21 protein-coding genes are annotated in these 23,390 nt (G+C 38.3%); 3 read left to right on the forward strand and 18 right to left on the reverse strand.

Going from position 1 to position 23,390, the window contains the following annotated elements:
- Positions 1-245: 245 nt before the first annotated feature.
- The 5 genes from FFJ24_RS17560 to FFJ24_RS17580 form a co-directional block, all read right to left on the reverse strand.
- Complete coding sequence (locus tag FFJ24_RS17560) at positions 246-1,502, reverse strand: hypothetical protein (protein ID WP_138818422.1); 1,257 nt, start codon at positions 1,500-1,502, stop codon at positions 246-248.
- An 82-nt stretch (positions 1,503-1,584) separates the two neighbouring features.
- Positions 1,585-1,980, reverse strand: coding sequence for a DUF1634 domain-containing protein (locus FFJ24_RS17565; RefSeq protein WP_138818423.1), 396 nt, complete (start codon positions 1,978-1,980; stop codon positions 1,585-1,587).
- Positions 1,980-2,813: a sulfite exporter TauE/SafE family protein gene (locus FFJ24_RS17570; RefSeq protein WP_138818424.1), complete on the reverse strand. Its 834-nt coding sequence runs from the start codon at positions 2,811-2,813 to the stop codon at positions 1,980-1,982. Before FFJ24_RS17570 ends, FFJ24_RS17565 begins: the two co-directional genes overlap by 1 nt.
- A gap of 675 nt (positions 2,814-3,488) precedes the next feature.
- Entirely contained in the window at positions 3,489-4,082 is a 594-nt protein-coding gene (locus FFJ24_RS17575) for a hypothetical protein (protein ID WP_138818425.1), read from the reverse strand.
- A gap of 9 nt (positions 4,083-4,091) precedes the next feature.
- Positions 4,092-5,348, reverse strand: coding sequence for a prephenate dehydrogenase (locus FFJ24_RS17580; protein ID WP_138818426.1), 1,257 nt, complete (start codon positions 5,346-5,348; stop codon positions 4,092-4,094).
- Positions 5,349-5,520: 172 nt separating this feature from the next.
- On the opposite strand from FFJ24_RS17580, the gene FFJ24_RS17585 reads away from it, so the two are divergent.
- Positions 5,521-6,132: a hypothetical protein gene (locus FFJ24_RS17585; RefSeq protein ID WP_138818427.1), complete on the forward strand. Its 612-nt coding sequence runs from the start codon at positions 5,521-5,523 to the stop codon at positions 6,130-6,132.
- A 403-nt stretch (positions 6,133-6,535) separates the two neighbouring features.
- Here the strand turns inward: FFJ24_RS17585 and FFJ24_RS17590 are convergent, their stop codons facing one another.
- The 3 genes from FFJ24_RS17590 to FFJ24_RS26520 form a co-directional block, all read right to left on the reverse strand.
- Complete coding sequence (locus FFJ24_RS17590) at positions 6,536-7,879, reverse strand: deoxyguanosinetriphosphate triphosphohydrolase (protein WP_138818428.1); 1,344 nt, start codon at positions 7,877-7,879, stop codon at positions 6,536-6,538.
- Positions 7,880-7,999: 120 nt separating this feature from the next.
- A complete protein-coding gene (locus FFJ24_RS17595) occupies positions 8,000-9,778 on the reverse strand; it encodes a hypothetical protein (protein ID WP_246862643.1) in 1,779 nt (592 codons plus the stop codon).
- Entirely contained in the window at positions 9,775-10,608 is an 834-nt protein-coding gene (locus tag FFJ24_RS26520) for a hypothetical protein (RefSeq protein WP_246862644.1), read from the reverse strand. The genes FFJ24_RS17595 and FFJ24_RS26520 overlap by 4 nt, the downstream gene beginning before the upstream one ends.
- A gap of 191 nt (positions 10,609-10,799) precedes the next feature.
- Here FFJ24_RS26520 and FFJ24_RS17600 point away from each other — a divergent pair, with 191 nt between their 5' ends.
- Both FFJ24_RS17600 and FFJ24_RS17605 read left to right on the forward strand, forming a co-directional pair.
- Entirely contained in the window at positions 10,800-11,162 is a 363-nt protein-coding gene (locus tag FFJ24_RS17600; protein WP_138818429.1) for a hypothetical protein, read from the forward strand.
- 11 nt (positions 11,163-11,173) lie between these two features.
- Positions 11,174-11,368, forward strand: coding sequence for a YtxH domain-containing protein (locus FFJ24_RS17605; RefSeq protein ID WP_138818430.1), 195 nt, complete (start codon positions 11,174-11,176; stop codon positions 11,366-11,368).
- Between the two features lie 558 nt (positions 11,369-11,926).
- Here FFJ24_RS17605 and FFJ24_RS17610 read toward each other — a convergent pair.
- The 10 genes from FFJ24_RS17610 to FFJ24_RS17655 all read right to left on the reverse strand — a co-directional run bounded on the left by FFJ24_RS17610 (position 11,927) and on the right by FFJ24_RS17655 (position 22,935).
- On the reverse strand, positions 11,927-12,202 hold the full coding sequence (locus tag FFJ24_RS17610; RefSeq protein ID WP_138818431.1) for a hypothetical protein: 276 nt from the start codon (positions 12,200-12,202) through the stop codon (positions 11,927-11,929).
- A gap of 122 nt (positions 12,203-12,324) precedes the next feature.
- Positions 12,325-12,570, reverse strand: coding sequence for a hypothetical protein (locus FFJ24_RS17615; RefSeq protein ID WP_138818432.1), 246 nt, complete (start codon positions 12,568-12,570; stop codon positions 12,325-12,327).
- 99 nt (positions 12,571-12,669) lie between these two features.
- Complete coding sequence (gene rpsJ / locus FFJ24_RS17620; RefSeq protein WP_008244591.1) at positions 12,670-12,975, reverse strand: 30S ribosomal protein S10; 306 nt, start codon at positions 12,973-12,975, stop codon at positions 12,670-12,672.
- 139 nt (positions 12,976-13,114) lie between these two features.
- A complete protein-coding gene (gene fusA / locus FFJ24_RS17625) occupies positions 13,115-15,229 on the reverse strand; it encodes an elongation factor G (protein WP_138818433.1) in 2,115 nt (704 codons plus the stop codon).
- 129 nt (positions 15,230-15,358) lie between these two features.
- On the reverse strand, positions 15,359-15,826 hold the full coding sequence (gene rpsG / locus FFJ24_RS17630; RefSeq protein WP_056097505.1) for a 30S ribosomal protein S7: 468 nt from the start codon (positions 15,824-15,826) through the stop codon (positions 15,359-15,361).
- A 17-nt stretch (positions 15,827-15,843) separates the two neighbouring features.
- Positions 15,844-16,257, reverse strand: coding sequence for a 30S ribosomal protein S12 (gene rpsL, locus FFJ24_RS17635; RefSeq protein WP_008244597.1), 414 nt, complete (start codon positions 16,255-16,257; stop codon positions 15,844-15,846).
- Positions 16,258-16,753: 496 nt separating this feature from the next.
- Entirely contained in the window at positions 16,754-17,212 is a 459-nt protein-coding gene (locus tag FFJ24_RS17640) for a hypothetical protein (protein ID WP_138818434.1), read from the reverse strand.
- A 122-nt stretch (positions 17,213-17,334) separates the two neighbouring features.
- Complete coding sequence (locus FFJ24_RS17645) at positions 17,335-18,336, reverse strand: discoidin domain-containing protein (protein ID WP_138818435.1); 1,002 nt, start codon at positions 18,334-18,336, stop codon at positions 17,335-17,337.
- Between the two features lie 54 nt (positions 18,337-18,390).
- The gene (locus FFJ24_RS17650; RefSeq protein WP_138818436.1) at positions 18,391-19,893 is read right to left on the reverse strand and encodes a RagB/SusD family nutrient uptake outer membrane protein; all 1,503 of its coding nucleotides are present in this window, start codon (positions 19,891-19,893) and stop codon (positions 18,391-18,393) included.
- A 12-nt stretch (positions 19,894-19,905) separates the two neighbouring features.
- Positions 19,906-22,935 carry a SusC/RagA family TonB-linked outer membrane protein gene (locus FFJ24_RS17655; protein ID WP_138818437.1) on the reverse strand — a complete coding sequence of 1,010 codons (3,030 nt, stop codon included), beginning with the start codon at positions 22,933-22,935 and terminating at the stop codon, positions 19,906-19,908.
- Positions 22,936-23,390: the final 455 nt, after the last annotated feature.

The following is a 23,390-nucleotide window of genomic DNA, read 5'->3' on the forward strand; positions in this document are numbered from 1 at the left end:
TAGGGCTTCGTTCAAGGTGGTTGTACATCCCCCGAAAGGGACGGCAAAGATAGACAAGAATTATTAATTTTCAAATAGTTAGCTAAATATTTTTTCAAATAAATTGCTGATATGATGGGATTTAACCTGAAAAGGAAGGTTAATGGGCTGTTGGAGCATTTAAAGCAATAGCTATAAATTTGATTAAAAGCATTTTAGATCTTACTTAAGGTTTAAAAACACTTTAATTTGATCAATTTTTGCCTTTAGTATGGCTCTCCCAGTTTGGCTTTTATCCGCGGTAAAAGATCAAGTATTGCATTCTCACTACAAGCATATTTATAAATCTCGATAATCAGCGCATCGCTGCAGTTTATGGCATCAATTAAATTATCCTTAGCTAAAAAATATTGACATAATGCAGCATAAAAAAGCATAAACTCGCCTTCTGCAAATGCTGTTCGCTGTGGGAATGCTTCATCAAGGTTATGCTTTTTATTCAATAACTTTAAGCCCTTGTCCAATTCACCATCAACCATCGCGGCATGGGCCACATAAAGTCTTAAGTATAAGAAATCAGGAAAAAGCTGCATCCCCTTTTTAGCTATGGCATCAGCCTTTGTATGAAGTCCAAAAACTTTATATTGCAAAAATAATTCTGCGTAAAATAATGGCATATCGGGGTTTTTGATAAGAAAAGAATGAATCTGATTAAGACTTTCGACACTTTTGACATCAAAAATCGACCCATATTCTTTGGCACATTCAATAATACGATCATCCAGTTCATCATTGAGGCTGTAAAGTCCGGAATCCACCTTTTGGTCCCAAATTTCGGCAATATGATCTTTATTTAAGGTAGCGGCTTCGCTTTCCCCAAATTTATCACGGTAAGCGCCAGTGAAAGTGTAGTATATCAGCTTAAAACTTTGCTCTTTATCGTCTTCAATAATTTCATCATCCTCAAACTCATCTTCATAATAAAACAGATAATTACCCGCTCCAACATTTTTATCTAAGGTAGCCAGTATTTGCTTTATTTTGGCAGGATTATCATTTGGTCCAACAAAATATGCAGGTACGCCATCTTCTCCAAATTCGATATCAATTAACGGGATGTGATCATCGTCTTCTTCTAATATAAATTGTGTTATTGCCCAATCTTTATGTGGTTTAAAACCACAATCATTAGCAAAAGCTTCAGCACCATAGATGATATTATGTAATTTATCATATTCTATTTCATCGCCCTGTATGTAATCCACACAATCTTCCAGTTCTTCTTCTGATACATTAAACTTAAAAGTAGTATCCTTAACCCCTAAGCATTTCATATCTACAAGGTACATACCTAAGGTAAAATTCCCATTAGTATGCCTGCGGCTAACCATTGCATTTGCAAGACCCGCTTCTTCCCAATCGCGACTGATGTAACAGTTACCCAACTCCAGTTCTCTAGCACGGGTTTTGATAAAATTCTCTGGTTTTTGAAACAGTTGAACAACTTTTCCAGATTTTGCCATTAGATTTAATTTTAAGCCACAATTTTACGCGTTTAAATTAAAATCTTAATAGTTTTTTCAATAAAATAATTTTTAAACCAAGTTAATGTGCCAAACCACCATTTAAACTGATGGTTATGATGGTTAAAATGATGATCCCAATCAGTACATAAAGGTAATCGCGTTCTATTAAAAAGCTGAAGATAGCAAAAACAATGCGTGCAATCGGCGTAAAAATAAGCATCAGGATACCAAACTGCACAATGGCATCGCCCTGGAAAGTTAATACACCTTTAAAAATTGCAGCTATGGAAGAAAAATTGTTTAGTTCGGGTTTAAAAACTTTATAGTTGGTAAAAGCCCCTTTATTATGAATGAGGAAAATGGCGCCACCGATTAATACAATGCTCATTGAAATAATTACGCCCGCCCGCAGAAGTGTACCCAGAATTACCTGGATATCTTTATCGTTCAGATTTTCTTTTTTTGCTGTATCCATTATAATCCGCTTATTCCTTTATAAATCATCTGCAGGGCTAAAAAGGCCACTACTATTGCAAATACAATTTTCAGTTTATCGGTTTTGGTCCTTAATAAAACTTTAGATCCTAAAGAAGCACCTGTTAAAACCCCGATACATACCGGCATAGCAATACCTGGATCAATTTGCCCGCGGTGCAGGTACACCACCGCACTAGCTGCAGCGGTAACGCCCATCATAAAATTGCTTGTGGTGGTTGATACCTTAAAGGGTAAACGCATAATGTTATCCATCGCAATTACTTTTAGGGCTCCGCTCCCGATACCCAGCAAACCAGACAATGTTCCTGCAAAAAGCATCATCAGAAAACCGCCTGGTACATGTTTTACAGCATAAGGATGATCAATGCCTTTATCAGGAAACGAGCCGTTCAGTTTAAAAAATTTGGCCCATTTATCGGTATCATCCAAAGTGGTATGGTCTACCTTCTTCTTTAAAGTCATGATGGCAGAAAAGATGAGGATGCAGCCAAAAAGAATGGCAATGTAATTGGCATTTAGATAAACAGCCACTATTGCTCCGCAAACCGCCCCTATTGTGGTCGCGATTTCCAAAAACATCCCGATCCGGATATTCGTGATACCCTCTTTTACATAAGCTGCAGCCGACCCTGATGAGGTAGCAATTACCGAAACAATAGATGCGCCAATGGCATAATGAATATCAACACCCAGGGCCAAAGTAAGCAATGGAATAATAATTACACCACCGCCTAAACCGGTTAGCGAGCCTAATAATCCGGCTAAAAAGGCACCTAATAAAACGATAAGTGTAAACAGCAATACCGACATGCGGGCAAATATAATGTACTGTTTTTGCCTAAACGAAGGATTAAAGGAATAAAATAAAGTCTATATGTTATATGGATGATGTAAGATGGAGGTGGAAAATGGAAAGGCGTACAGGAGATGCCAATAATGCAAAGGAGATTTAATGGTATGGCGTAACTAGACTATACGGATTTGGTTAGCAGTAATTTTATATGATATACGGTAACAATATTTTTCGAAGGCCCGCCAACTGCCATCATTATTTATTTTATATTTATCCAAAGCATATTTCTCGGGATTTTCACTAAGCGCAATTACATTGCTTTAGACTCTTTAAAATATGCCATACTAGTGCGTGATGAACTTATTGATTTAACAATCAAAAACCTTTTTTAGTTCTAATCTTCCTCTATAATTCCAAACAACTACCATTTAATGGCTTCGGCTTTCAACTGATCAGCAGAAATAAAGTTTCCCTTTTCAATTTCAGAAGTCCCTTCTTCCAGATCGGCATTATACTGCTCCAGGGCTTGAGGCTTATCAACATTATAATTTAAGCCTAAAGCATCTAAAACAGACTTAACAGCTTTTCTGATTTCTTATTATCGATATTTAAAGTTAAAGTGATTATAAAAATAAAAGGCAGAATTGTTTGATTGTTGAGATTGTTTTATTGTCAATTTTTGTTGAGCTTAATTAAGATTTATAATAAAGCTTACTTTCTTTATTTACATCAACATCCCGGAAACTTTCCAACAGCTCAAAAGCAATTTGCCTAACTGTTTCGGCTATTGGAGAAATCGTTGATTTGTTGCCATTGGCATCTTTAACCGTCCAGCCTGAAGTATTTAGAGACAGTGGATTGGAACTGGCCAGCGATTTTATTATTTTAGCTCTGGTAAAAGGTAAACCATCAGAATCAATAATTACTTTTTTATTGTTCCACCAGTTTTCTTGTGTCACGGCTTTTAAAGCAGCATGGTCTAACCTGGCGACATAGCCCCAACCCTTTCCCGCACTGTGCTCCAGTTTTAATAAGCCAATAAAATTGGTGAGGCTTTTGGAGTTGTAAATCTCAGAACTGCAATACAGCTCAAGATGACTTAATTTAAGCTGACTCACCAATGCTTTTGAATGATCAGCGTTATGGAAAATCACGGCAATTTTTTCGGCAATTGATGGAATAACAATATCAGTTCCGTTATCGTACTCAACACAAAGTATTTCTATCGCTCTTAATTGTTGTTGCAACAGCGAAACCAATTCAGGTTTATTCGGAATGGTCTTCATCCTTAATAGCTACTTACCTAATCGCTTAATCATCTCTGCACTTAAATCCCTACCATCATTTAAACGGTTCGCGAAAAATGACTTGGCAGCTTCGAAATGTTCTTTGTAACCTTTTAAATCGCCATAACCAATAATCGATGCCCATTCGTGCACAGCAGTATGGAATTCCAAATCGTCGCCACGGATAGATTTATCATATAAAGCGGTATTAATCGACTCTTCCAGCATTTCTTTGTTCTTAAAAAGATATTCGGCAATACCCAATCTCAGTTTAAAAGGTGGTGTTTGGCAGATCAGGTTATCGTAAGGGTTTACGCCCATTTTATACCAGGCATATACCATACTCAGCAAACTTAAATGCGAATTAGGTTTTTGTTTATGGCTGGCATCCGATAGACTGAATTCTTTCATGATGTTATCGTCCAATAGTAGAAGCGACCTACTTTCATGAAAAACGAAATCGCGGGCCGCGTAAATTTTTTTCCTGAATTCGGTTTCATTTTCACAGATCATCAGTTTAAACAGTTCAGATTCTGCCTGGGCATAATATTTCACCTGTTTTTGTGCATAAGGGTTTAAAATGGCCAAACCTGCATAAATGTGAGATTTATAGCTGAAAATTCTGAGCGTGGTCAATATTTTCACGTTATCGATTCCACCTGCATAGGCAGGATTATCCCAGGGGAAGAAACCGGCATTTTTCCAGGCAGAGCCCATGCTCTCGAAGCCCATGTGCGTTACAGCCTGTGTATCGGCCACGATACGGTCGTGTTCCCTATAATCGTCCATTTCAATAATGTTCGATTTTAAAGATTTATAAACCTCAAGGGCCTGCGCATAAACTTCATCTGTAGCACGATGACGTACCACCACAAGCGTTTGCCCCTCAGGACTAAAAGCAGGACCATGTAAAGAATGGCAGGTTACAATCTGGGTATCGTTTGGAAGGTATTTTTCAAAAGCCGCAATTTCCGGATGCTTAACTGATGTCTGGCCAGAAACAATTGCACCATATTTAGTAGAACGTGCAAAAACGGCTACCACTTCATCAATTTTTTCGGCTTCAACGCAATAGATGATAAAGTCAGATTTACGTGCTACCTCATGGCCATCAATTAAAACTTCGATTCCTTTTGGCTCCAGCTCATTTTTTAAATCTGCAAAACGCAAAGGCATATCTGCCCCAAATACTTTATAACCTGCATTTATAAACGATACAGCGTACAATTTGCCCATATCGCCTAAACCAATAATTCCTATTTGCATAAAACAAATGTAACCTATCGCAAATAATTTTATAATAAAACTTAGATAAAATTGTTATTTAACATGTTAAACACAAATATTTTTGTTCTACCGTTCCTAAACTTAACTTAAAAATATTAAACGGGAAATAGATAAAAATGTAGTTTTACATTCAAACACCTATATTTAAACTATGCAGAAAATTAAACACATCCTATTTTTTTTAGGCGCTATGCTATTTTTAAACGTTGCGTTTGGGCAGGTTAAGCCAGACACGACGAAGAATACAGACCCTTCGTTAAACGGGCAGTATAACTTTATGTTATCGAAATCTAAAAGTTTGTATGGCGCAAGGCTGATTAATCCGAGCCGGTTATCTTCTTTATGGAAAAGTGTTAACGACACGCTGAAAAAGGAACGCAAGCAATTGCAGGAAGCCAGGCAGGAAATTAAAGCACAGGCCGGCAATATTTCGAGTTTAAAAGGTGAAGTAACCGGAAAAGAAAACTCGCTGGCCAACGCTACCGCTTCGGTTAACGAAATTAAGTTTTTAGGAATTGCCTTTGATAAAGGCACTTATAATACCATTGTGTGGACAATTATTATTGTGTTAGGCATAGGTTTAGCCTTTGTTATTTTCCAATCTGGCAAATTAAGGCACGAAGCAAAGTACAGAACAGCACTTTACCAGGAAGTAGCCGATGAATTTCAGGCGCATAAAGTAAAGGCAAAAGATAAAGAAATGAAACTTGCCCGTGAGCTTCAGGACGAACGGAATAAATGGGACGAAGGCAGGGGAAGATAAAAGATTAACCACAGATGCAAAGATCAACACGAAGAAATTTGCTTGCATCTGTAACAATCATTAGATTATTCGAATTAGTGTCAGATGGCAACATTCTGACACCACTGGTTGTATCAGAAACAAAGTTTGTCATCCTGAGGGTTAATTATTTCATAAAATCAATATAAAACACAGATCTTTTTGGCAAAATAGTAGGCAGCGTGAGATCGTCATTCCCAACTCGATTGGGAATCGTAGTGCAAGCGCTTTAAGATTCCCGCATGCGCGGGAATGACGACCATTCTGTTGGAGCCTGTCAATGATAGCTGCAGCGACATTTGGCAACCTGAACTCAATCAAAGCCAAATCCAGTTCCTTCAATTGATGAATTGCGAGTGGTTTATTTTACCTAAAAACTACAGCTTTAGGTTTCTGAAGGAAAGGATATTCCCTTAATATTCCGGTATAAATCTACAGCATATAGGTCTGTCATTCCAGAAACGAAGTCTAGTACACTCTGTATAATAGAATAAATATCGGTCAAATCGGTATGATATTGTTTAGGAATAAGTTTAACCAGTTTTTTGTAATAGTGTGTATTGTTATGAATAAGTGCAGGAACAAACTCTTCTAATAAACCAGCCATAATTTTATAACCTGCCACCTCTTTCTGTATAACCGACGAGAAATTATATATGCGTTCCACTGAGATTTTTTCTACAGCTTTCCAGGCCGAGATATAGGGTTCGGGCAGTAAATCGGTTAAACTATGGTTGAGTTCACCCTTTAGTAGTTTTTCTTGTTCTCTAAAAAATATGGCTGCACATTGGTTTGTTAAGGTATTAATCGCTTTAGCGCGGAGCAGGCCAATTTTGGCATCATCGTCTTCGTAATCGTTTTTTAAACGCTCTTCAATTGTGATTGAATTGGCAAAAGGCAACAGGTAGTTTTTTACCTCTTCGTACGACAGGATTTTTAAACGGTGTGCATCTTCCAGATCAATGATACTGTAACAGATATCATCGGCAGCTTCTACCAGGTAAACTAAAGGATGGCGTTTATAAATGAGGTATTCATTATCTTCCTGCTCCAGGTGAAGTTCGGCTGCAATCTTTTTGAAACTCTCTTCTTCTGACTGGAAGAAACCATATTTTTTACGGTGCAAAAGCCCCTTTTGTTTGCCTGCAATTGAGGCACATGGATATTTGGCAATAGAGGCTAAAGTAGAATAAGTAAGCGCATAAGCATCATTTCCTTTTCCCTTCAACGGATGAGTAAGAATGCGGATGGCATTGGCGTTTCCTTCGAAATTAATCAAGTCGTGCCATTGCGTTTCGCTCATTTCTTTCTGGTAAACCTTACCATCACCATCGGTAAAATAGCGCGAGATGGCTGCTTCTCCTGAATGTCCAAAAGCTGGATTACCCAAATCGTGCGCTAAAGCAGCCGCAGCCACAATATTACCTACTTCATTAATTAAAGGAACATCTTTAATGAGTTGCGGCTGATGTTCTTCTATGCTTTTTAAAAATATATTTGCCATTGAACGGGCCACACTTGCCACTTCTAAGCTGTGGGTTAACCGGTTGTGCACAAAAACACTTCCAGGTAATGGGAAAACCTGGGTTTTATTCTGCAATCTTCTAAACGGGGATGAAAAAATTAAACGGTCGTAATCGCGCTGAAAATCTGAACGCGCACGATCGGTACTGGCACCATATTGTTCCTGTCCGTACCGTTTATTCGAAAGTAAATATTTCCATTCCATGCGTTCAATTAATTTGGGGCGAAGTTAATGATTCAGGTGCTTTAATAAAAAGATTCGTTTTTAAAACCTCTGATTTTTTATGCCTGCCAAGTGTAATACATCGCATGGATAGTTTTAATTCTATAAAAGGGCAATCAAAGCAGTCCACCCCGTTTGATGGCTAGCCCCCAGGCCTTCTCCATTTTCACCGTTAAAGTATTCGTAATATAAAATGTAATCTTTAAAATGTTCGTCGTGGTTTAATTTGGGATAATCTCCAAATACCGCACGCTCGCCTTTTTCATTTTTAAGGAATAAATTCTTCATCCTTTTGCCCAATAAATCTGCGATTTCGTTTAATGAGAAATATTCGTTGGAGCCGGTGGGGTATTCTACCCTAAAATCGTCTGTATAATATTCGTGAAAGTGTTTTATGGATTCAACTAATAAATAGTTTAAAGGCATCCAAATTGGTCCACGCCAATTGCTATTGCCACCAAACATACCGGTATCACTTTCTGCAGGAATGTATTTTACAGAATAATCGCTTCCATTTAACCAGTAACTATAAGGATGTTCTTCATAAATTTTAGAAACTGATCGAATACCAAAATCAGAGAGAAACTCGGTAGTATCCAACATTCTGCGCAAAAGCATTTTCATCCTATGGCCACGCAAAAGCGAAAACAGGTGTTTATCATTTCCACTTTTATCTGCCCAATGGCTCACTAGCTGTACCAAATCAGGTCGTTGAAGCATAAAAGCTTCCAAATGAGACCTAAGTCTTGGCAAGTCTTTCCAATCTTTATCGCTAAAAACGATTACCGCGAACATGGGGATCAAACCGACAAGAGAGCGAAGTCGTAACCGATCCCAATCTCCATTAGGATTACGTAATAAATCGTAGTAAAAACCATCATGATCATCCCATAATCCAATGTGATGATCGCCCATATTATCAATTGATCCGGCAATGAATAAAAAATGTTGTGCAAATTTTATAGCCATGTCTTCATACAATCGATTTTGCAAGGCAAGTTCTATACTTATTTGGAGCATATTCAAAGCGTACATCGCCATCCAGCTGGTGCCATCAGCCTGCTCCAAAAACCCACCTCCGGGTACTGGCTCACTGCGGTTAAACACTCCAATATTATCAAGCCCCAGAAAGCCGCCTTCAAAAATATTATTACCCTCGCTATCTTTTTGGTTAACCCACCAGGTGAAGTTGAGAAGCAGGCGCTGAAATACCTCTTCTAAAAACTTTAAATCACCGGTTCCTTTTATTTTCTTATCTACCAGGTAAACCTTGTAAGAAGCTAATGCATGCACTGGCGGATTTGCATCTGTAAAATCCCATTCGTATGCGGGTAACTGTCCGTTTGGATGGATATAACTATTGTTTAATAACAATCGCAATTGCTGTTTGGCAAAATCGGGATCTACAGGCGCAAGCGCTATGCAATGAAAAGCAAGATCCCAGGCAGCAAACCAAGGGTATTCCCACTTATCAGGCATTAAAATAATATCATTGGCCATAAAATGGCTCCAGTGGTAATTTCTACCACAGGCTCTTTCATTTGCCGGTTTAGGTAAACCCACATCGCCCTTTAGCCAGGCATTTACATCATAATTATAATACTGTTTATTCCACAAAATACCGGCCCAAGCCTGTCGTTGCACCATTTTTTCTTCATCATTACCATCCACCGCGTATTTATCGGCATAAAACTCATTGGCTTCTTTTTTACGATCTTCAAAAATCTGATCATAATCTTCAAATGGTGCTTTTAACTGACTACGGCTTAATCTTAATTTTATGCTGATGCTTTGTTTTGCCGGAATAATTTTGGTATAATGAACTGCTACTTTGGTTCCTGTTTTGGCAGGATTTATCGCTTTCTTATTTCCGTGTATCAATAATCGTTTATACCATCCTTTACAAAATCTGATGCATTGGCCGATTGATACAAACGTTCATTGTTGGTTTCATTATCGGTAAATAAAAATTCAGGTTTGCCATCCGTATAACAATACAATTTACCATGCTTTTCTGAATGTAAAAGCAATTTATCTTGTCCGATGCTGCTAATTGCAGGTTTAGCGATTTCGCCATTCAAATTCCAGTTGTTACGGTACCATAATTGTGGTAAAATATGAAGCCCGGCATCTTCATTGCTTCTATTGAAAATGGTGTAATTAATGAGCAAATCATCTACATCATTTTTTGCATAACTGATAAAAACATCAAAATATTTATCTTCATCAAAGATGCCTGTATCCATCAATTCAAATTCAGGCTCCTGCCTTGATCGTTTGGCATTTTCTTCTACTAGCCTGGCATAAGGGAAAGCAGAATGTGGATATTTATACAACATCTGCATATAGGTATGCATGGGTGTATTATCCAGATAATAATAAAGTTCCTTTACATCTTCCCCATGATTCCCCTCTCCATTATTCAAACCAAAAAGCCGTTCCTTTAAAATAGCATCCTTGCCATTCCACAAAGCTAATCCTACACAAAGCACTTGCTGATCATCACTTATGCCCGCAATACCTTCCTCTCCCCACCTAAAAACTTTACTCCTCGCCGTATCATGCGTTGTATAATCCCAGGCATTTCCACCGGGGCTATAATCTTCCCTCACGGTTCCCCACTGTCGCTCGGTAAGGTATGGCCCCCACTTAAGCCATGCTTTTTGACCGGCATATTGTTGATTAACCCTATTTTGCTCTGCCTTGCTCATACTCAAATATTAATTCATCAGCTATTTGCTAAAATCACAGCAATTGCCCGGTAACTTTCAGCTTATTAATGTGAAGTTAAATATCCATGATTAAATTAAATATATCCTAAGTTTTATGTCACGAACTCAATAATAAAATACAAACCTTTTTGTTTCAGAAACGTTGTTTAAGTGACATTTAATTTATTTCTATGAAAACGAGCATATATAACAAAAAAGAGCATATTGAAGGTTATGTAGGATCAGGTGATGAGCAATCAGAAAAATCTGATGTCCAAAAAGCATTCGAAGAAAGCAACGATACTCATGTTGTAACCGCTTATGGAAAGGAACCAGATGAACTGATTAAAGGCAATCCTTTAGCAAAGGATGGTTTCGATAATTCTGGCACACAGGGTAAAGATTCGCTTAGCGATGATGCCTATAACAGTGCTGATAAAAACCCTGGCATAAAGAGTGCTGAAAGTCATACCGGAAGTTCATCTGATGATTTTAAAACGAATACAGGCATCAATGAAGATGATGAAAACCATGCATTAAATACGGGAATATAAAAGAGACGATTATGGGATTATTAAAATATGCAATTTTAGGCGCAACAGCCTTCTATGGCCTTAAATATGTCACAAAAAAGCGTACAACGGACGGAAAATCTTTAATTGATGATTTTAAGAAAAGAGTTCCTGAATATCTGGATGAGGTTAATAATTATGCAGAAAGAATAAGACGGGATTATCGGCAAACGAATGATTTATATTAATCATGTTATTAAATTAAGTAATGCGATGGCATTCTGCGTAGTCCAAGACTTCTTGATATTTGGTAAATTGCTAATAAATGTTCTTCAACTACGTTGAGGGTGACACCTCCTTGCAATTATCTCCACAATGAGACAGACCCTGAAATAAATTGTCTTCGTTAAGATTACTTAAGGCTCGGTTGAGTAACTATTTTTCCGATGGGCTATAGATCAGGGTGAAGACAGTAAGTTGAAAATATGTACAGAAAATCTTCAACGGCATTTTATTAACCAATTTCGGGTTAATAATTAATCGAACACAAAAAAACACATCATATTTGACATATATCAATGTATTAAAACCATATTACTTTGTGAATTGGCTATAAGTTACTGAAATTTGCTGCGCTGTAGGATTCGCGACAAAGATTAAAAAAAATCATTGACTAACTATTTGAGGGCATTCGCTACTTGATTAACGCATTACAGTTGTCGAATCCTAAATAATTTCCATCTACCGGAAAAGGCATAAATCTTGTAAAGGGATTATTCTATAAGAATAGTCTCTTTATAATTAAATCATAAATCTTTACCCCTTAACCCCTTCTCGTTATTCTTGTTTCTGTTTCCAATGTCTTCACCGCGACTTAAATTCGAGTTATTTAAATTTTCATTTACGGCATGCTTAGGATCATTTTCTGTTTTCAATAAATGAGAAGCCTCTGGTTCGTCTTTACGTTTAAAATCAGTGCGTTTATGGCCATAAGTAGCCTCTCCGTTATCCCACTCTATATACTCGTCATTGTGGTTAACATCCCCATTAGGATCAACATTTTTGTTTTCATTACTTTCCATAGCCATTTTCTTTGTAGTCAATCTCCTTTAACAACATTGGTACGATAAAAAAGTTTAATCAGATCCTATTATTATTGCCCAGTCTTTTCCTCTAGCGTTACCAGTCCTGCAATCAATTGCAGTTACTGCACACCTTCACTTTGATCAATCTCAGTACCACTATCCAAATCGTCTTTGGTTGACCCGTTTTCATCACGATGTTTAGGTGGATTTTCCATTCTGCTTTCTTCCAGTTCAGAAAAATCACCACCTTTTTGATTGGCCACCTCACCATGTGAGGATGGTTTATCTGTCAGTTCTTCTTTAGGATCAGCAAAATCCTGTCCCTCAACAGGTAACCCTTCTTGTTTCTTATCTTTACTCGTCATATCAGTAGAACCAGCCAGCTCAATTTTTGTTTTGGAGTTTGGGTATATAAAAAAAGGCCCCGATTTTCATCGAGACCTTTTCTGTTCTTTTAAAATCAATTAAACTTTGATTTCAACTTCAACACCGCTAGGTAATTCAAGTTTCATTAAAGCATCAACTGTTTTAGAGTTAGAGCTATAAATATCCAATAAACGTTTGTAGGCGCACAATTGGAATTGCTCTCTAGCTTTTTTGTTTACGTGTGGAGAACGTAAAACAGTAAAGATTTTTTTCTCTGTAGGAAGTGGAATCGGACCACTAACCACTGCACCCGTAGGTTTAACAGTTTTTACGATTTTCTCAGCAGATTTATCTACTAAGTTGTAATCGTAAGATTTTAATTTAATTCTGATTCTTTGGCTCATCTTATTTTTATTTATGGTTTCCTGTTAGAGCTATTAACAACAGAAACCGGATTTATCATTTGTAGTATCAAGATACAATTACCGAGTATCAAGATTGAACAATCCGTCTTGACACTTGATACTAAAATACTTGTTCTAACTAGTCTTCAGATTTAATTCTGCCTTTAGATTTAGCTACTACTTCGTCCTGAACGTTTTTAGGCGCTGGCTCATAGTGATCAAATTCCATGGTAGAAGTTGCACGGCCTGAAGTAATGGTACGTAACTGCGTTACATAACCAAACATTTCAGAAAGTGGAACCAATGCTTTAATTACCTGAGATCCATTACGGGTATCCATACCTTGTAACTGACCACGACGACGGTTCATATCACCGATAACATCACCCATGTTTTCTTCAGGGGTTAAGATTTCGATTTTCATGATTGGCTCCATCAAGGATGGTTTACATTTAGGTAAAGCCTCACGGTATGCCATACGGGCTGCAAGCTCGAATGATAAAGCATCTGAATCGACTGCGTGGAATGAACCATCAATCAAACGTACTTTCATATCAGGAAGCGGATAACCAGCTAACACACCATTTGACATTGCAGATGCAAATCCTTTTTCAACTGAAGGAATAAATTCACGAGGAATTGAACCACCTACAATTTCATTGACGAATTGTAAACCACCTTTTTCAAAGTCAGCATCAATTGGAGAGATTACAACTTTGATATCGGCGAATTTACCACGACCACCTGATTGTTTTTTGTAAACTTCGCGGTGTTCAGTAGTACCGAAGATTGCCTCTTTGTATGCTACCTGCGGCGCACCCTGGTTAACTTCTACTTTAAATTCGCGTTTTAAACGGTCAATTAAGATATCTAAGTGAAGCTCACCCATACCAGAAATTACAGTCTGACCAGTTTCCTGATCTGTTTGAACTCTGAATGTAGGATCTTCTTCAGCTAATTTAGATAAGCCCATACCTAATTTATCAACGTCAGCCTGAGTTTTAGGCTCAATAGCTAAACCGATAACTGGCTCAGGGAAGTTCATCGACTCAAGAATGATTGGGTTTTTCTCTTCACAAAGTGTATCACCAGTTTTGATATCTTTAAATCCTACTACAGCAGCAATATCACCAGCAGCCACATTAGGTACAGGATTTTGCTTGTTAGCATGCATTTGGAAGATACGTGAAATACGCTCTTTGCTTTCTGAACGTGTATTATAAACGTAAGAACCAGCTTCTAAATTACCCGAGTAAACACGGATAAAACATAAACGGCCTACAAATGGGTCAGTTGCAATTTTAAATGCTAAAGCTGCAAATGGCTCATTGATACTTGGTTTTAATAAAACTTCAGCACCTGTATCTGGGTTAGTACCTGTTACACCTTCTGAATCAAGAGGTGAAGGCAATAATTCCATCACGTAATCCAACATGGTTTGAACACCTTTGTTTTTGAAAGATGAACCACAAACCATCGGAACGATTTTAGCATCTAAAACAGCTGCACGTAAAGCGTCTAAAACTTCGCGCTCAGTGATGGTTTCAGGAGCATCGAAGAATTTCTCCATAAGAGACTCATCATAATCAGCAACTGATTCTAACAGTTTCTCTCTCCACTCCGCAACCTCATCAATCATATCATCAGGAATTGGCACTTCAGTAAAGGTCATACCTTTATCGTGTTCATTCCAAACGATACCACGGTTGTTGATCAAATCAACCACACCTTTGAAGTTATCTTCAGAACCGATAGGCAACTGCAAAGGAACTGCGTTACTACCCAGCATGTCTTTAACTTGCTTAACAACTTTTAAGAAGTCAGCACCAGAACGGTCCATTTTATTCACGAAACCGATACGGGCAACATTGTAGTTATTCGCTAAACGCCAGTTGGTTTCTGATTGAGGCTCAACACCATCAACAGCCGAAAACAAGAACACTAAACCATCTAATACACGTAACGAGCGGTTTACCTCTACGGTAAAATCCACGTGTCCGGGTGTATCGATAATATTCATGTGATAGTTCTGGTTTCTGTATTTCCAGTTAACTGTAGTTGCAGCAGAAGTAATGGTAATACCACGCTCTTGCTCTTGTGCCATCCAGTCCATTGTTGCAGCACCTTCGTGCACCTCACCAATTTTATGACTTACACCAGCATAATAAAGGATACGCTCAGTTGTTGTAGTTTTACCCGCATCAATGTGAGCCGCAATTCCAATATTTCTTGTAAATTTTAAATCTCTTGCCATGTTATGTTTTTGATTTATCTGATTTTAAATGATTACACCGATTATGTTAAAACAAATCGGTGTAATTTATCTAATCAGTATAATCTTCTAATTAAATCTGTGTAATCTTACTAATCTGTTAATCCTAAATTAGAATCTGAAGTGAGAGAACGCTTTGTTAGCCTCAGCCATTTTGTGCGTATCTTCTTTCTTCTTAACAGCAGCACCTTCACCTTTAGCAGCAGCTACGATTTCACCAGCTAATTTCTCTTTCATGGTTTTTTCACCACGACGACGAGCGTATAAAATTAACCATTTCATACCTAAAGCTGTTTTACGCTCTGGTCTAACCTCAGTTGGAACCTGGAAGTTAGCACCACCAACACGACGAGATTTAACCTCTACAGCTGGCATAATGTTAGTTAATGCGCGTTTGAATATCTCTAAACCGTTTTCACCTGCTTTTTTCTCAGCAATTTCAACAGCATCATAAAAAATTGAATAAGCGATAGATTTTTTTCCATCGTACATCATGTTGTTTACAAAACGAGTTACCTGAACATCATTAAATTTTGGATCAGGAAGAATAATTCTCTTTTTTGGTTTTGACTTTCTCATTTCTTATTTCCTCCCGATTATTTCTTTTTACCTTTTGTTGGCGCCGCAGCTACTTGTCCTGGCTTAGGACGTTTAGTACCATATTTAGAACGACGTTGGTTACGACCAGCCACACCTGATGTATCTAATGCACCACGGATGATGTGGTAACGTACACCTGGTAAATCTTTAACACGACCACCACGGATCAATACGATTGAGTGCTCCTGTAAGTTGTGACCTTCTCCAGGAATGTAAGCATTCACCTCTTTACCGTTCGTTAAACGAACACGGGCTACTTTACGCATTGCTGAGTTTGGTTTTTTAGGGGTAGTGGTGTACACACGTGTACATACACCTCTTCGCTGTGGACAGCTGTCCAACGCTGGAGACTTACTCTTGAACTCCAGTGCTACTCTACCTTTTCTAACTAATTGTTGAATGGTTGGCATTGTGCTTTTTTATGTTTTTTATTTAAAAAATTTACCGCTCCCCCGGCATCCTTACAGATAGCCCATAAAACGGACTGCAAAAGTAGAACAATTCTTTTTAAAAATCAAGGGGTTAGCGTAAAAAGTTTTCAGTTGGCAATTACCGGTTTTCAGTTCAGGATTAAGGAGTTGTAATTTTTCTTCCGGGTCATTGTCATTGCCGAACCGAAGCGGAGGAATTGTGATGGCATGAAGCAATCTATCTCAGCTTAAACATTGAATCAATTATAACATCATCTCATAGTTAACAACTGATATCTTGGAAAGCAACTGCAGCAATCCTTAGTCTGGGTTCCGTCCCGCTAATGTTTCTGCCGATGAAAAACCGGCATCCACGTATATCGGGTTTAGGTGGCACAGCAAATCACTGCTATTTACGTTTTCCCCTCAGGTTTAAAAAAATCAAGTTATCGTCATTGAAAAGGACGGATTCAAGTTAATGAGAGCCCGCGCGCTATTAATTGCAATCCTTAAAACTATCTTTAAGTACTTTTAACCGCGCAACTGCGGCCTCCAGTTCTTTTGGGGCTTTACCATACTCATAAGTTACTTTGTATTGCTTACCGTCGGCATTGATCGAGATCCACTCGGCTCCGCCATCAGCACAATCTGGGTAACCGATCACTTCTGGCAGGTTCGAAATCTTACTGATGTTCAACTCATTTTTAATGGCGGTAACATCCGCTTCCGAAATGGTCTTGCTACAGGTTTTGGTATCGGCAGACTGGCCATTCTTCGATTTGGAAAAGGTAAGCTTTAAATCGCTAATGAGTAAGTTGTTGGAACAATAGCCTGCGCACATGCCGAATGATGAGCCATAGGCAATGCTGTTCAGGTTTTTAATATTGCCTTTTTTGCAGCTAAAACCGGATGTAATTAAGGCTAACGTAAGAATGATTTGTAAAATTTTCTTCATAGATAAGGGACAAAATACACCCTCAAAGATATTGTTTATCCGTTACTAACCTATAATACAAAAGCGCCATAAACAAAGAAAGCGATCAAAATTAAGATCGCTTTCTTCGAATCACCACAATTTTAGAGTTTCACATATCCCTCAAAATTTGCCAGGCAAGGGTAACTGGTACCTTCTAGCAGCGTAATTTTCACATAACGGATCGGAGCTGTTGGCGAAACAGCAAATTTTTGCTCATTAACTGTAGTTGGATTGAAATTCCGGTCATCGCCCAATTGAGTAAAGGTAACGCCATCTACACTTCCCGAAATAGAAAATTTGCTAAAACCTTGTTTTGGATCGGTATGGGCATTAAGACCGATATAAGAAAGTAAACTTGCCTTTTTCATATCAACAATAATCCAATGTGGATATGGATGCAATATATCGTAATCGGCCTGCCAGAATGATGGAACAGTTGGCGCAGTTGGACTTTTGGCCGAAATTACATCTACCACATAAGCTGCTAAATTAGTTTCATCGCCAGGATAATTTACTTCACTCGAAGCTGTTGCCGTCCATCCTGTTTTGCTCAACGCAATATCGGTAAGCGGTTTTCTTTCCTGCAGGCCGGTCACGCTAAACTCTGCTAAAAAAGTAACATTGCTCGTTTGCGTTGCGGCTTTTTCTAAAGCGGTTAATTTAAGGTAACGCACATTCCTGGCGGGCGATAAGGCAAATGCCTGTTCGGTATAAGTGGCAGGATTAAAAGTAAGCTCGCCAATAGCTGTAAAACTGGATCCATCATTACTGCCTTCCAGCCTAAATTTGGTAAAACCTTTCGGATCGCCCTGTTTTGTAGTTAAACCGATTTTTGTTACTACCGTCTGTTTTTTCATATCGATTAATAACCAATGTGGAAATGCAGCAGTAGCATTCGAACTCCAAAAAGTATTCGTATTACCATCCAAAATGGTTACCGGCAGATTAGCTGTTTCTTGGCTTGAAGCTGTGGCACTCCAGCCCGAGCGGTCTAACACAACCTCTTCTAAATTGGACGTAAGTTCAGCACTTTTGTCCTTTTTACAACTTATTGCCAAACCTGCAAAAAGGAGGCAAATGGCATATATTTTTATATTTTTCATCTCTTAAATTTTGATTTCAATGGTGATAAAGCCCTCATTATTATCACGAATGAGCTAAGGATTCTGAGTTAGATTTTTGTTATTGTCTATCTCATACTGCGGAACGTAAAAAATAACACGGGCATCGGTAGGCAAAATGGTTTGCGTGATGTTTGTATTGGGCGTGTTATTTAAGGCGTGCGTACCCGGATAATTTCTTGTCATCGGTCTGTTATTCCTGAACAGATCGTACGCGCGCTGTCCTTCAAAAGCAAATTCAAGCCTGCGTTCTTCTAAAACAACATCCAAAGCCGTTTTATTTGCTGCAGCAATGCCTTCAAGTGTTAAAACCGGAATTCCGGCCCTGGTACGGATCAGGTTTACATCATCAAGTGCCAATTGTGCATTGCCGAGTTTGGCATTTGCTTCAGCTTTATTCAGATACATTTCTGCCAAACGCAGGTAAACCGGTGAGCTTAAATTTGCGATCCCTTCCTGTAAATTGTATTTGGTTACATAATACATCGGTACATTTGGGGCTATCTTAGTATTTACCTGCAACACACCGTTAATTTTATAAGGCGCAATAAAACTGTGTCTTAAATCTGCCGGATTTTTATCCAGCTCTGCCACATATTGCTGAGAAGCATAAATTTCGCCATAGCCGGTATTGCCCTGAGCACCCGGGGTAGATAATGCACCTGGTGTACCGCTGTAGTACATGGAGCCAATGGCACCAAAATCCTGATCTTCTGTTTTGGCATAACGGATGGCAAAAATAGTTTCCGGATTGGCTTCCGGAGTTTTAGTGAAGTAACTGGCATAATCTGCACCCTGAAGCAATTTATAACGACCAGAAGCAATTACCAGATCGGCATATTTTATGGCATTGGCATTATCGCCCATATTTAAGTAAATACGAGATAGCAAAGCATAAGCAACTTCCTTCGATGCAAAAATATCCGCTTTTGCTACAGTCATCAAATCGGCTGCTTTTAATAAATCTGCAATAGCTGCGGCATATACTTCTTTAACGGTATTTCTTGCTGGTGTACCTGCAGGCACACCCTCCTTTAAAACGGGAACTCCCGGATTTTCGCCGTTGCCCTGTGTATATGGCCTTCCAAATACCCGAACCAGGTTAAACTCCATCATTCCCTTTAGGTAAAGATTTTCGCCTTTAAGCTGTTTTAAATCTACACCCGAATTATCTGGAATAGCTGCTATAATCTTATTTGCAGCAACAATAACGTAATAGGCCTGTTTCCAAAAGTTAGCACCATGTGTCCCTGTGGGAATATGGGTATAGCGGTAGCACCTCGAAAGATCATCAGAAGATGGCTGTCCCTGAGCCACATTATCCCCCTGAAATTCTGTTAAAAAATGAGCACTTCTCACATAAGTAGCATTTCTCAGTACAGCATAAGTACCAATCGTTGCAGTCTCAATGTCACCAGGGTTCGTCAATGCAGATTCGTCATCAATGGCTGTTGATGGTTTTACTTCCTTTTTACAACTACTTACACTAAAAATAAGTGCAAGTGCAACTATATATATTTTAATTTGATTCGCTTTCATATTTTTCCTCTCCTATAAACTAATGTTTACACCAAACAATATTTTTTTGCTGATCGGGTATCTAAAACTTGAACTTCCCGGGACAACATTTGGATCATTATCATCTGGCGCCAGTACAACTTCAGGATCTATACCCGAAAATTTAGTCCCTGTCCATAAATTATCTCCACTAACAAAAATCCGGGCACTACTTATTTTAATTTTACTTAACCAGCTGGTTGGAATTTGATAGCCGAGTGTAACGTTGCGCAAACGGATATAACTTCCATCTTCCAGGTAACGTGATGATTGTTGATTAGAATCATGGTTACCACCTAAAACCGGTTTAGGGTGTGTAGCAACATCACCAACTTTTTCCCATCTGCTCCATCCCGACTTTAATACCATCGCATTATAACTTTCGTACAAACCATCATTATCAAAATAAGCACGGCTATTGTTATACACTTCGTTACCATAAACAAAATTGAAAAATGCGCTTAGTGAAACACCTTTATAGCTAAAGGTATTGGTAAAACCTCCAGTAAATTTCGGTGAAGCCGATGTACCGGTATACTGGCGGGTAGCCAGAGCGTAAGTATTGGTTACCGCAATATGGTTTACCCCATCTGCATCAGTAATTACTTTTTCCCAAAGCGGATCGCCATTGTTCGGATCTACTCCTGCCCAAATCGGCATTTTCCAATCATAAATATCGCGACCTATCGCCTTTGGCTGAGAACCACCTGGGTTAATAGCATCCTTTCCTTCAGTAAGGCCTAAGATGGTATTGCGGTTAAAGGCCATATTGAAATTGGTTTCCCATTGAAACTGGCCTGTAAAGTTTTTAGTATTGATGCTGAACTCAAGCCCTCTATTTTTTAAGGCACCAACGTTTTGGAAAATATATCCGTAACCATCAGTTGAAGGTAAAGGCACTTTAAACAATAGCGCATCAGAGCGTTTATCATATAAATCAACAGTTAAATCTATCCTATTCCAAAATCCGATATCTAAACCAATATTGGCTGTTTTTTGCTTTTCCCAGGTTAAGTCGGGATTGCCTTTTTGATCAGGCCTTGCACCGGGTAGACCGCCATAACTGGCCGACGCATCAATGGCATATAATCCTAATGAAGGATAATCACCAATTTCGGCATTACCCGTTGTACCATAACTTGCTCTTAATTTTAAGAAACTAATTGGTTTTACGCCTTTTAAAAATTGTTCATTGCTCAAAATCCATGACGCACCTAACTGATAAAAATCGCCGCCACTTTTATTTAAACCAAAACGCGAAGAATTTTCGTGCACAAAGGAGGCAATTGCAAAGTATTTACCTGCATAATTGTAATCAACCTGGCTTAAATATTTGCTAAAATTATACTCATTTGTCCCACCGGATGGATTGCTGATAATATCGGTTGCGGTAGACATTACCGGACGGCCGGCAGGTAAATTTTTCCCATTTGAGTAAGCATCATCATAGTACGATTTTTCCGTTTCGCCAACAGCCAGTACGGTTAAATGATTTTCGCCAAAACTATTCTCATATTTCAGTCTGTTTGAGCTTAATAACCTGTTTTTATATGTTGTGGAGTTATAAAGTGAGCCGTTGGTTGCACCCCCCTCTTTAGTTCTTTTATCATAATAATCTACTGCAAAGGTGTTATAAAAAGTGGTTCTGTTGTAGCTGGAAAAAGTTAAGTTCTTTACAATGTTATAATCTAAATTTACATCGGCACTTAAGTTTAAACTTCTTTGATAGGAAAGATTATATTGCGTAGAATGAAGAAAATTTTCTACATCGCGGCCTTTCCAGGTTGGTGTAATCCGTGGATCAACAGGTGTTCCATCTGCATTGTAAGCAGGGTCGAAAGGGAGGTTCAGGTATCCATCGCCTAAAGAATTACTGTTAGCATAGTTATTTCTGGTAAATACCCCGTTCAACAATAAACTCAATTTAAGTTTTTTGGTTAACTGGCTATTTAAATTCGCCCTTAAGTTATAGGCATTTTTATCGTTATTGATTACGGTACCCTGTTCTCTATAAAAGTTACCGGCAATGTAATACCTTGTTTTTTCTGTACCTCCTGATGCAGACAGGGTATAATTCTGCGTCATTCCGTTTTGGGTAGCCAAATCCCACCAATTGGTATCATTTTTTAAAACAGATGGATCGGGGTTGGAAAATGTTTTTTGATAATCATACAATTGCTGACTGTTCATCAATTTGAAATGACCGGTAGAAGGTGAGTTAAAACCTACTGTTGAACTGAATTCTATTTTTGCTTCTCCCGCTTTACCTGTTTTAGTAGTTACGATGATAACGCCACTACCTGCACGTGAGCCATACAATCCGGTAGCCGCAGCGTCTTTTAAGATAGTAACAGATTCCACATCATTTGGACTATAGGTAGCACCTTCGGTACCATAAGCACCAAGAATATTTCCATCTACCACTAACAACGGTGCTGTTCCGCCATTAATACTTCCAATACCTCTTATTGTCATTTTAGGTGCAGAAGTCGGGTCTCCTGAGCCAGAAGAAACCACTACACCCGGGGCTTTACCCTGAATCATAGAAATTACATCATTAGAGGCTACACCCTTTAATTTTTCTGCAGAAATAACTGAAACAGAACTCGACAATTCTCCCTGCTTTTTTGACGAATAACCAACCACTACTACATCGCTAAGGTTATTATTTTCTTCTTCAAGGCTAATGTTGATTGTAGTTTTGCCCTGCACAGGAATTTCCTGTGTTTTATAACCGACAGATTTAATAATTAAAATGCCATCAGCAGGCACAGTGATTGCAAAATTACCAGATCCATTAGTAGAGGTGCCGATACCCGGATTTGATTTTAAAGTGATGGTTGCTCCAGGAACCGGACCAGATTTATCGGTTATTTTCCCTTTAACGGTAATATCGGCGAAGTGGTTCGGCCCCATTGCCTCGTGATTAAGGTTTGTGTGATGGTTTAGATCGGCAAAAGCTTTACTTTCGTTAAGCCATAATAAGCCAACTGCACCAAAAATCAGTAAAGATTTAATCTTCATATTATTGTTGTTTTTAAGTTAGTTGATAGGTTGTTGCGAGATAATCCAGATTTGCTTTTTAAATCATAGGCTAACTATCTTTTTTAAATACATAAGAATTTCAGAATGTTATTTTTGCTCGCTCGTTGAAAAACAAATACTTGCAGAGGCTGGTTAAACTCCATATTTTCTATTTTCAAACCTAATTTAAACGATTTGAAGCATGCAAAATCTTCAAACACCACGCAAACGTTTGATTATAAATAAGGAAATTGGCCAATTTTATACCTCTTACCGGATAGCGATAGAAACTTATTAAGAGAACATCCTCTTAATATTATTGAAATTGTTTTTTAGAACCAATAATTAAAGAAATCTGTCTAAGAAAATAGATGTTCATCCAGGGATAAAACAACTAACAAACGTTTGCGTTAAGATTTTTAACCTAACACAGATAAAAAACTTTAAAAATTCAC

It is taken from the genome of Pedobacter sp. KBS0701 (assembly GCF_005938645.2).
Classification (GTDB): Bacteria; Bacteroidota; Bacteroidia; order Sphingobacteriales; family Sphingobacteriaceae; genus Pedobacter.

Coding starts and splice junctions, on each gene's coding strand:
- FFJ24_RS17560 (WP_138818422.1), bottom strand. CDS start 1,502: ATGGCAAAATCTGGAAAAGTTGTTCAACTGTTTCAAAAACCAGAGAAT.
- FFJ24_RS17565 (WP_138818423.1), bottom strand. CDS start 1,980: ATGGATACAGCAAAAAAAGAAAATCTGAACGATAAAGATATCCAGGTA.
- FFJ24_RS17570 (WP_138818424.1), bottom strand. CDS start 2,813: ATGTCGGTATTGCTGTTTACACTTATCGTTTTATTAGGTGCCTTTTTA.
- FFJ24_RS17575 (WP_138818425.1), bottom strand. CDS start 4,082: ATGAAGACCATTCCGAATAAACCTGAATTGGTTTCGCTGTTGCAACAA.
- FFJ24_RS17580 (WP_138818426.1), bottom strand. CDS start 5,348: ATGCAAATAGGAATTATTGGTTTAGGCGATATGGGCAAATTGTACGCT.
- FFJ24_RS17585 (WP_138818427.1), top strand. CDS start 5,521: ATGCAGAAAATTAAACACATCCTATTTTTTTTAGGCGCTATGCTATTT.
- FFJ24_RS17590 (WP_138818428.1), bottom strand. CDS start 7,879: ATGGAATGGAAATATTTACTTTCGAATAAACGGTACGGACAGGAACAA.
- FFJ24_RS26520 (WP_246862644.1), bottom strand. CDS start 10,608: ATGAGCAAGGCAGAGCAAAATAGGGTTAATCAACAATATGCCGGTCAA.
- FFJ24_RS17600 (WP_138818429.1), top strand. CDS start 10,800: ATGAAAACGAGCATATATAACAAAAAAGAGCATATTGAAGGTTATGTA.
- FFJ24_RS17605 (WP_138818430.1), top strand. CDS start 11,174: ATGGGATTATTAAAATATGCAATTTTAGGCGCAACAGCCTTCTATGGC.
- FFJ24_RS17610 (WP_138818431.1), bottom strand. CDS start 12,202: ATGGAAAGTAATGAAAACAAAAATGTTGATCCTAATGGGGATGTTAAC.
- FFJ24_RS17615 (WP_138818432.1), bottom strand. CDS start 12,570: ATGACGAGTAAAGATAAGAAACAAGAAGGGTTACCTGTTGAGGGACAG.
- rpsJ (WP_008244591.1), bottom strand. CDS start 12,975: ATGAGCCAAAGAATCAGAATTAAATTAAAATCTTACGATTACAACTTA.
- fusA (WP_138818433.1), bottom strand. CDS start 15,229: ATGGCAAGAGATTTAAAATTTACAAGAAATATTGGAATTGCGGCTCAC.
- rpsG (WP_056097505.1), bottom strand. CDS start 15,826: ATGAGAAAGTCAAAACCAAAAAAGAGAATTATTCTTCCTGATCCAAAA.
- rpsL (WP_008244597.1), bottom strand. CDS start 16,257: ATGCCAACCATTCAACAATTAGTTAGAAAAGGTAGAGTAGCACTGGAG.
- FFJ24_RS17640 (WP_138818434.1), bottom strand. CDS start 17,212: ATGAAGAAAATTTTACAAATCATTCTTACGTTAGCCTTAATTACATCC.
- FFJ24_RS17645 (WP_138818435.1), bottom strand. CDS start 18,336: ATGAAAAATATAAAAATATATGCCATTTGCCTCCTTTTTGCAGGTTTG.
- FFJ24_RS17650 (WP_138818436.1), bottom strand. CDS start 19,893: ATGAAAGCGAATCAAATTAAAATATATATAGTTGCACTTGCACTTATT.
- FFJ24_RS17655 (WP_138818437.1), bottom strand. CDS start 22,935: ATGAAGATTAAATCTTTACTGATTTTTGGTGCAGTTGGCTTATTATGG.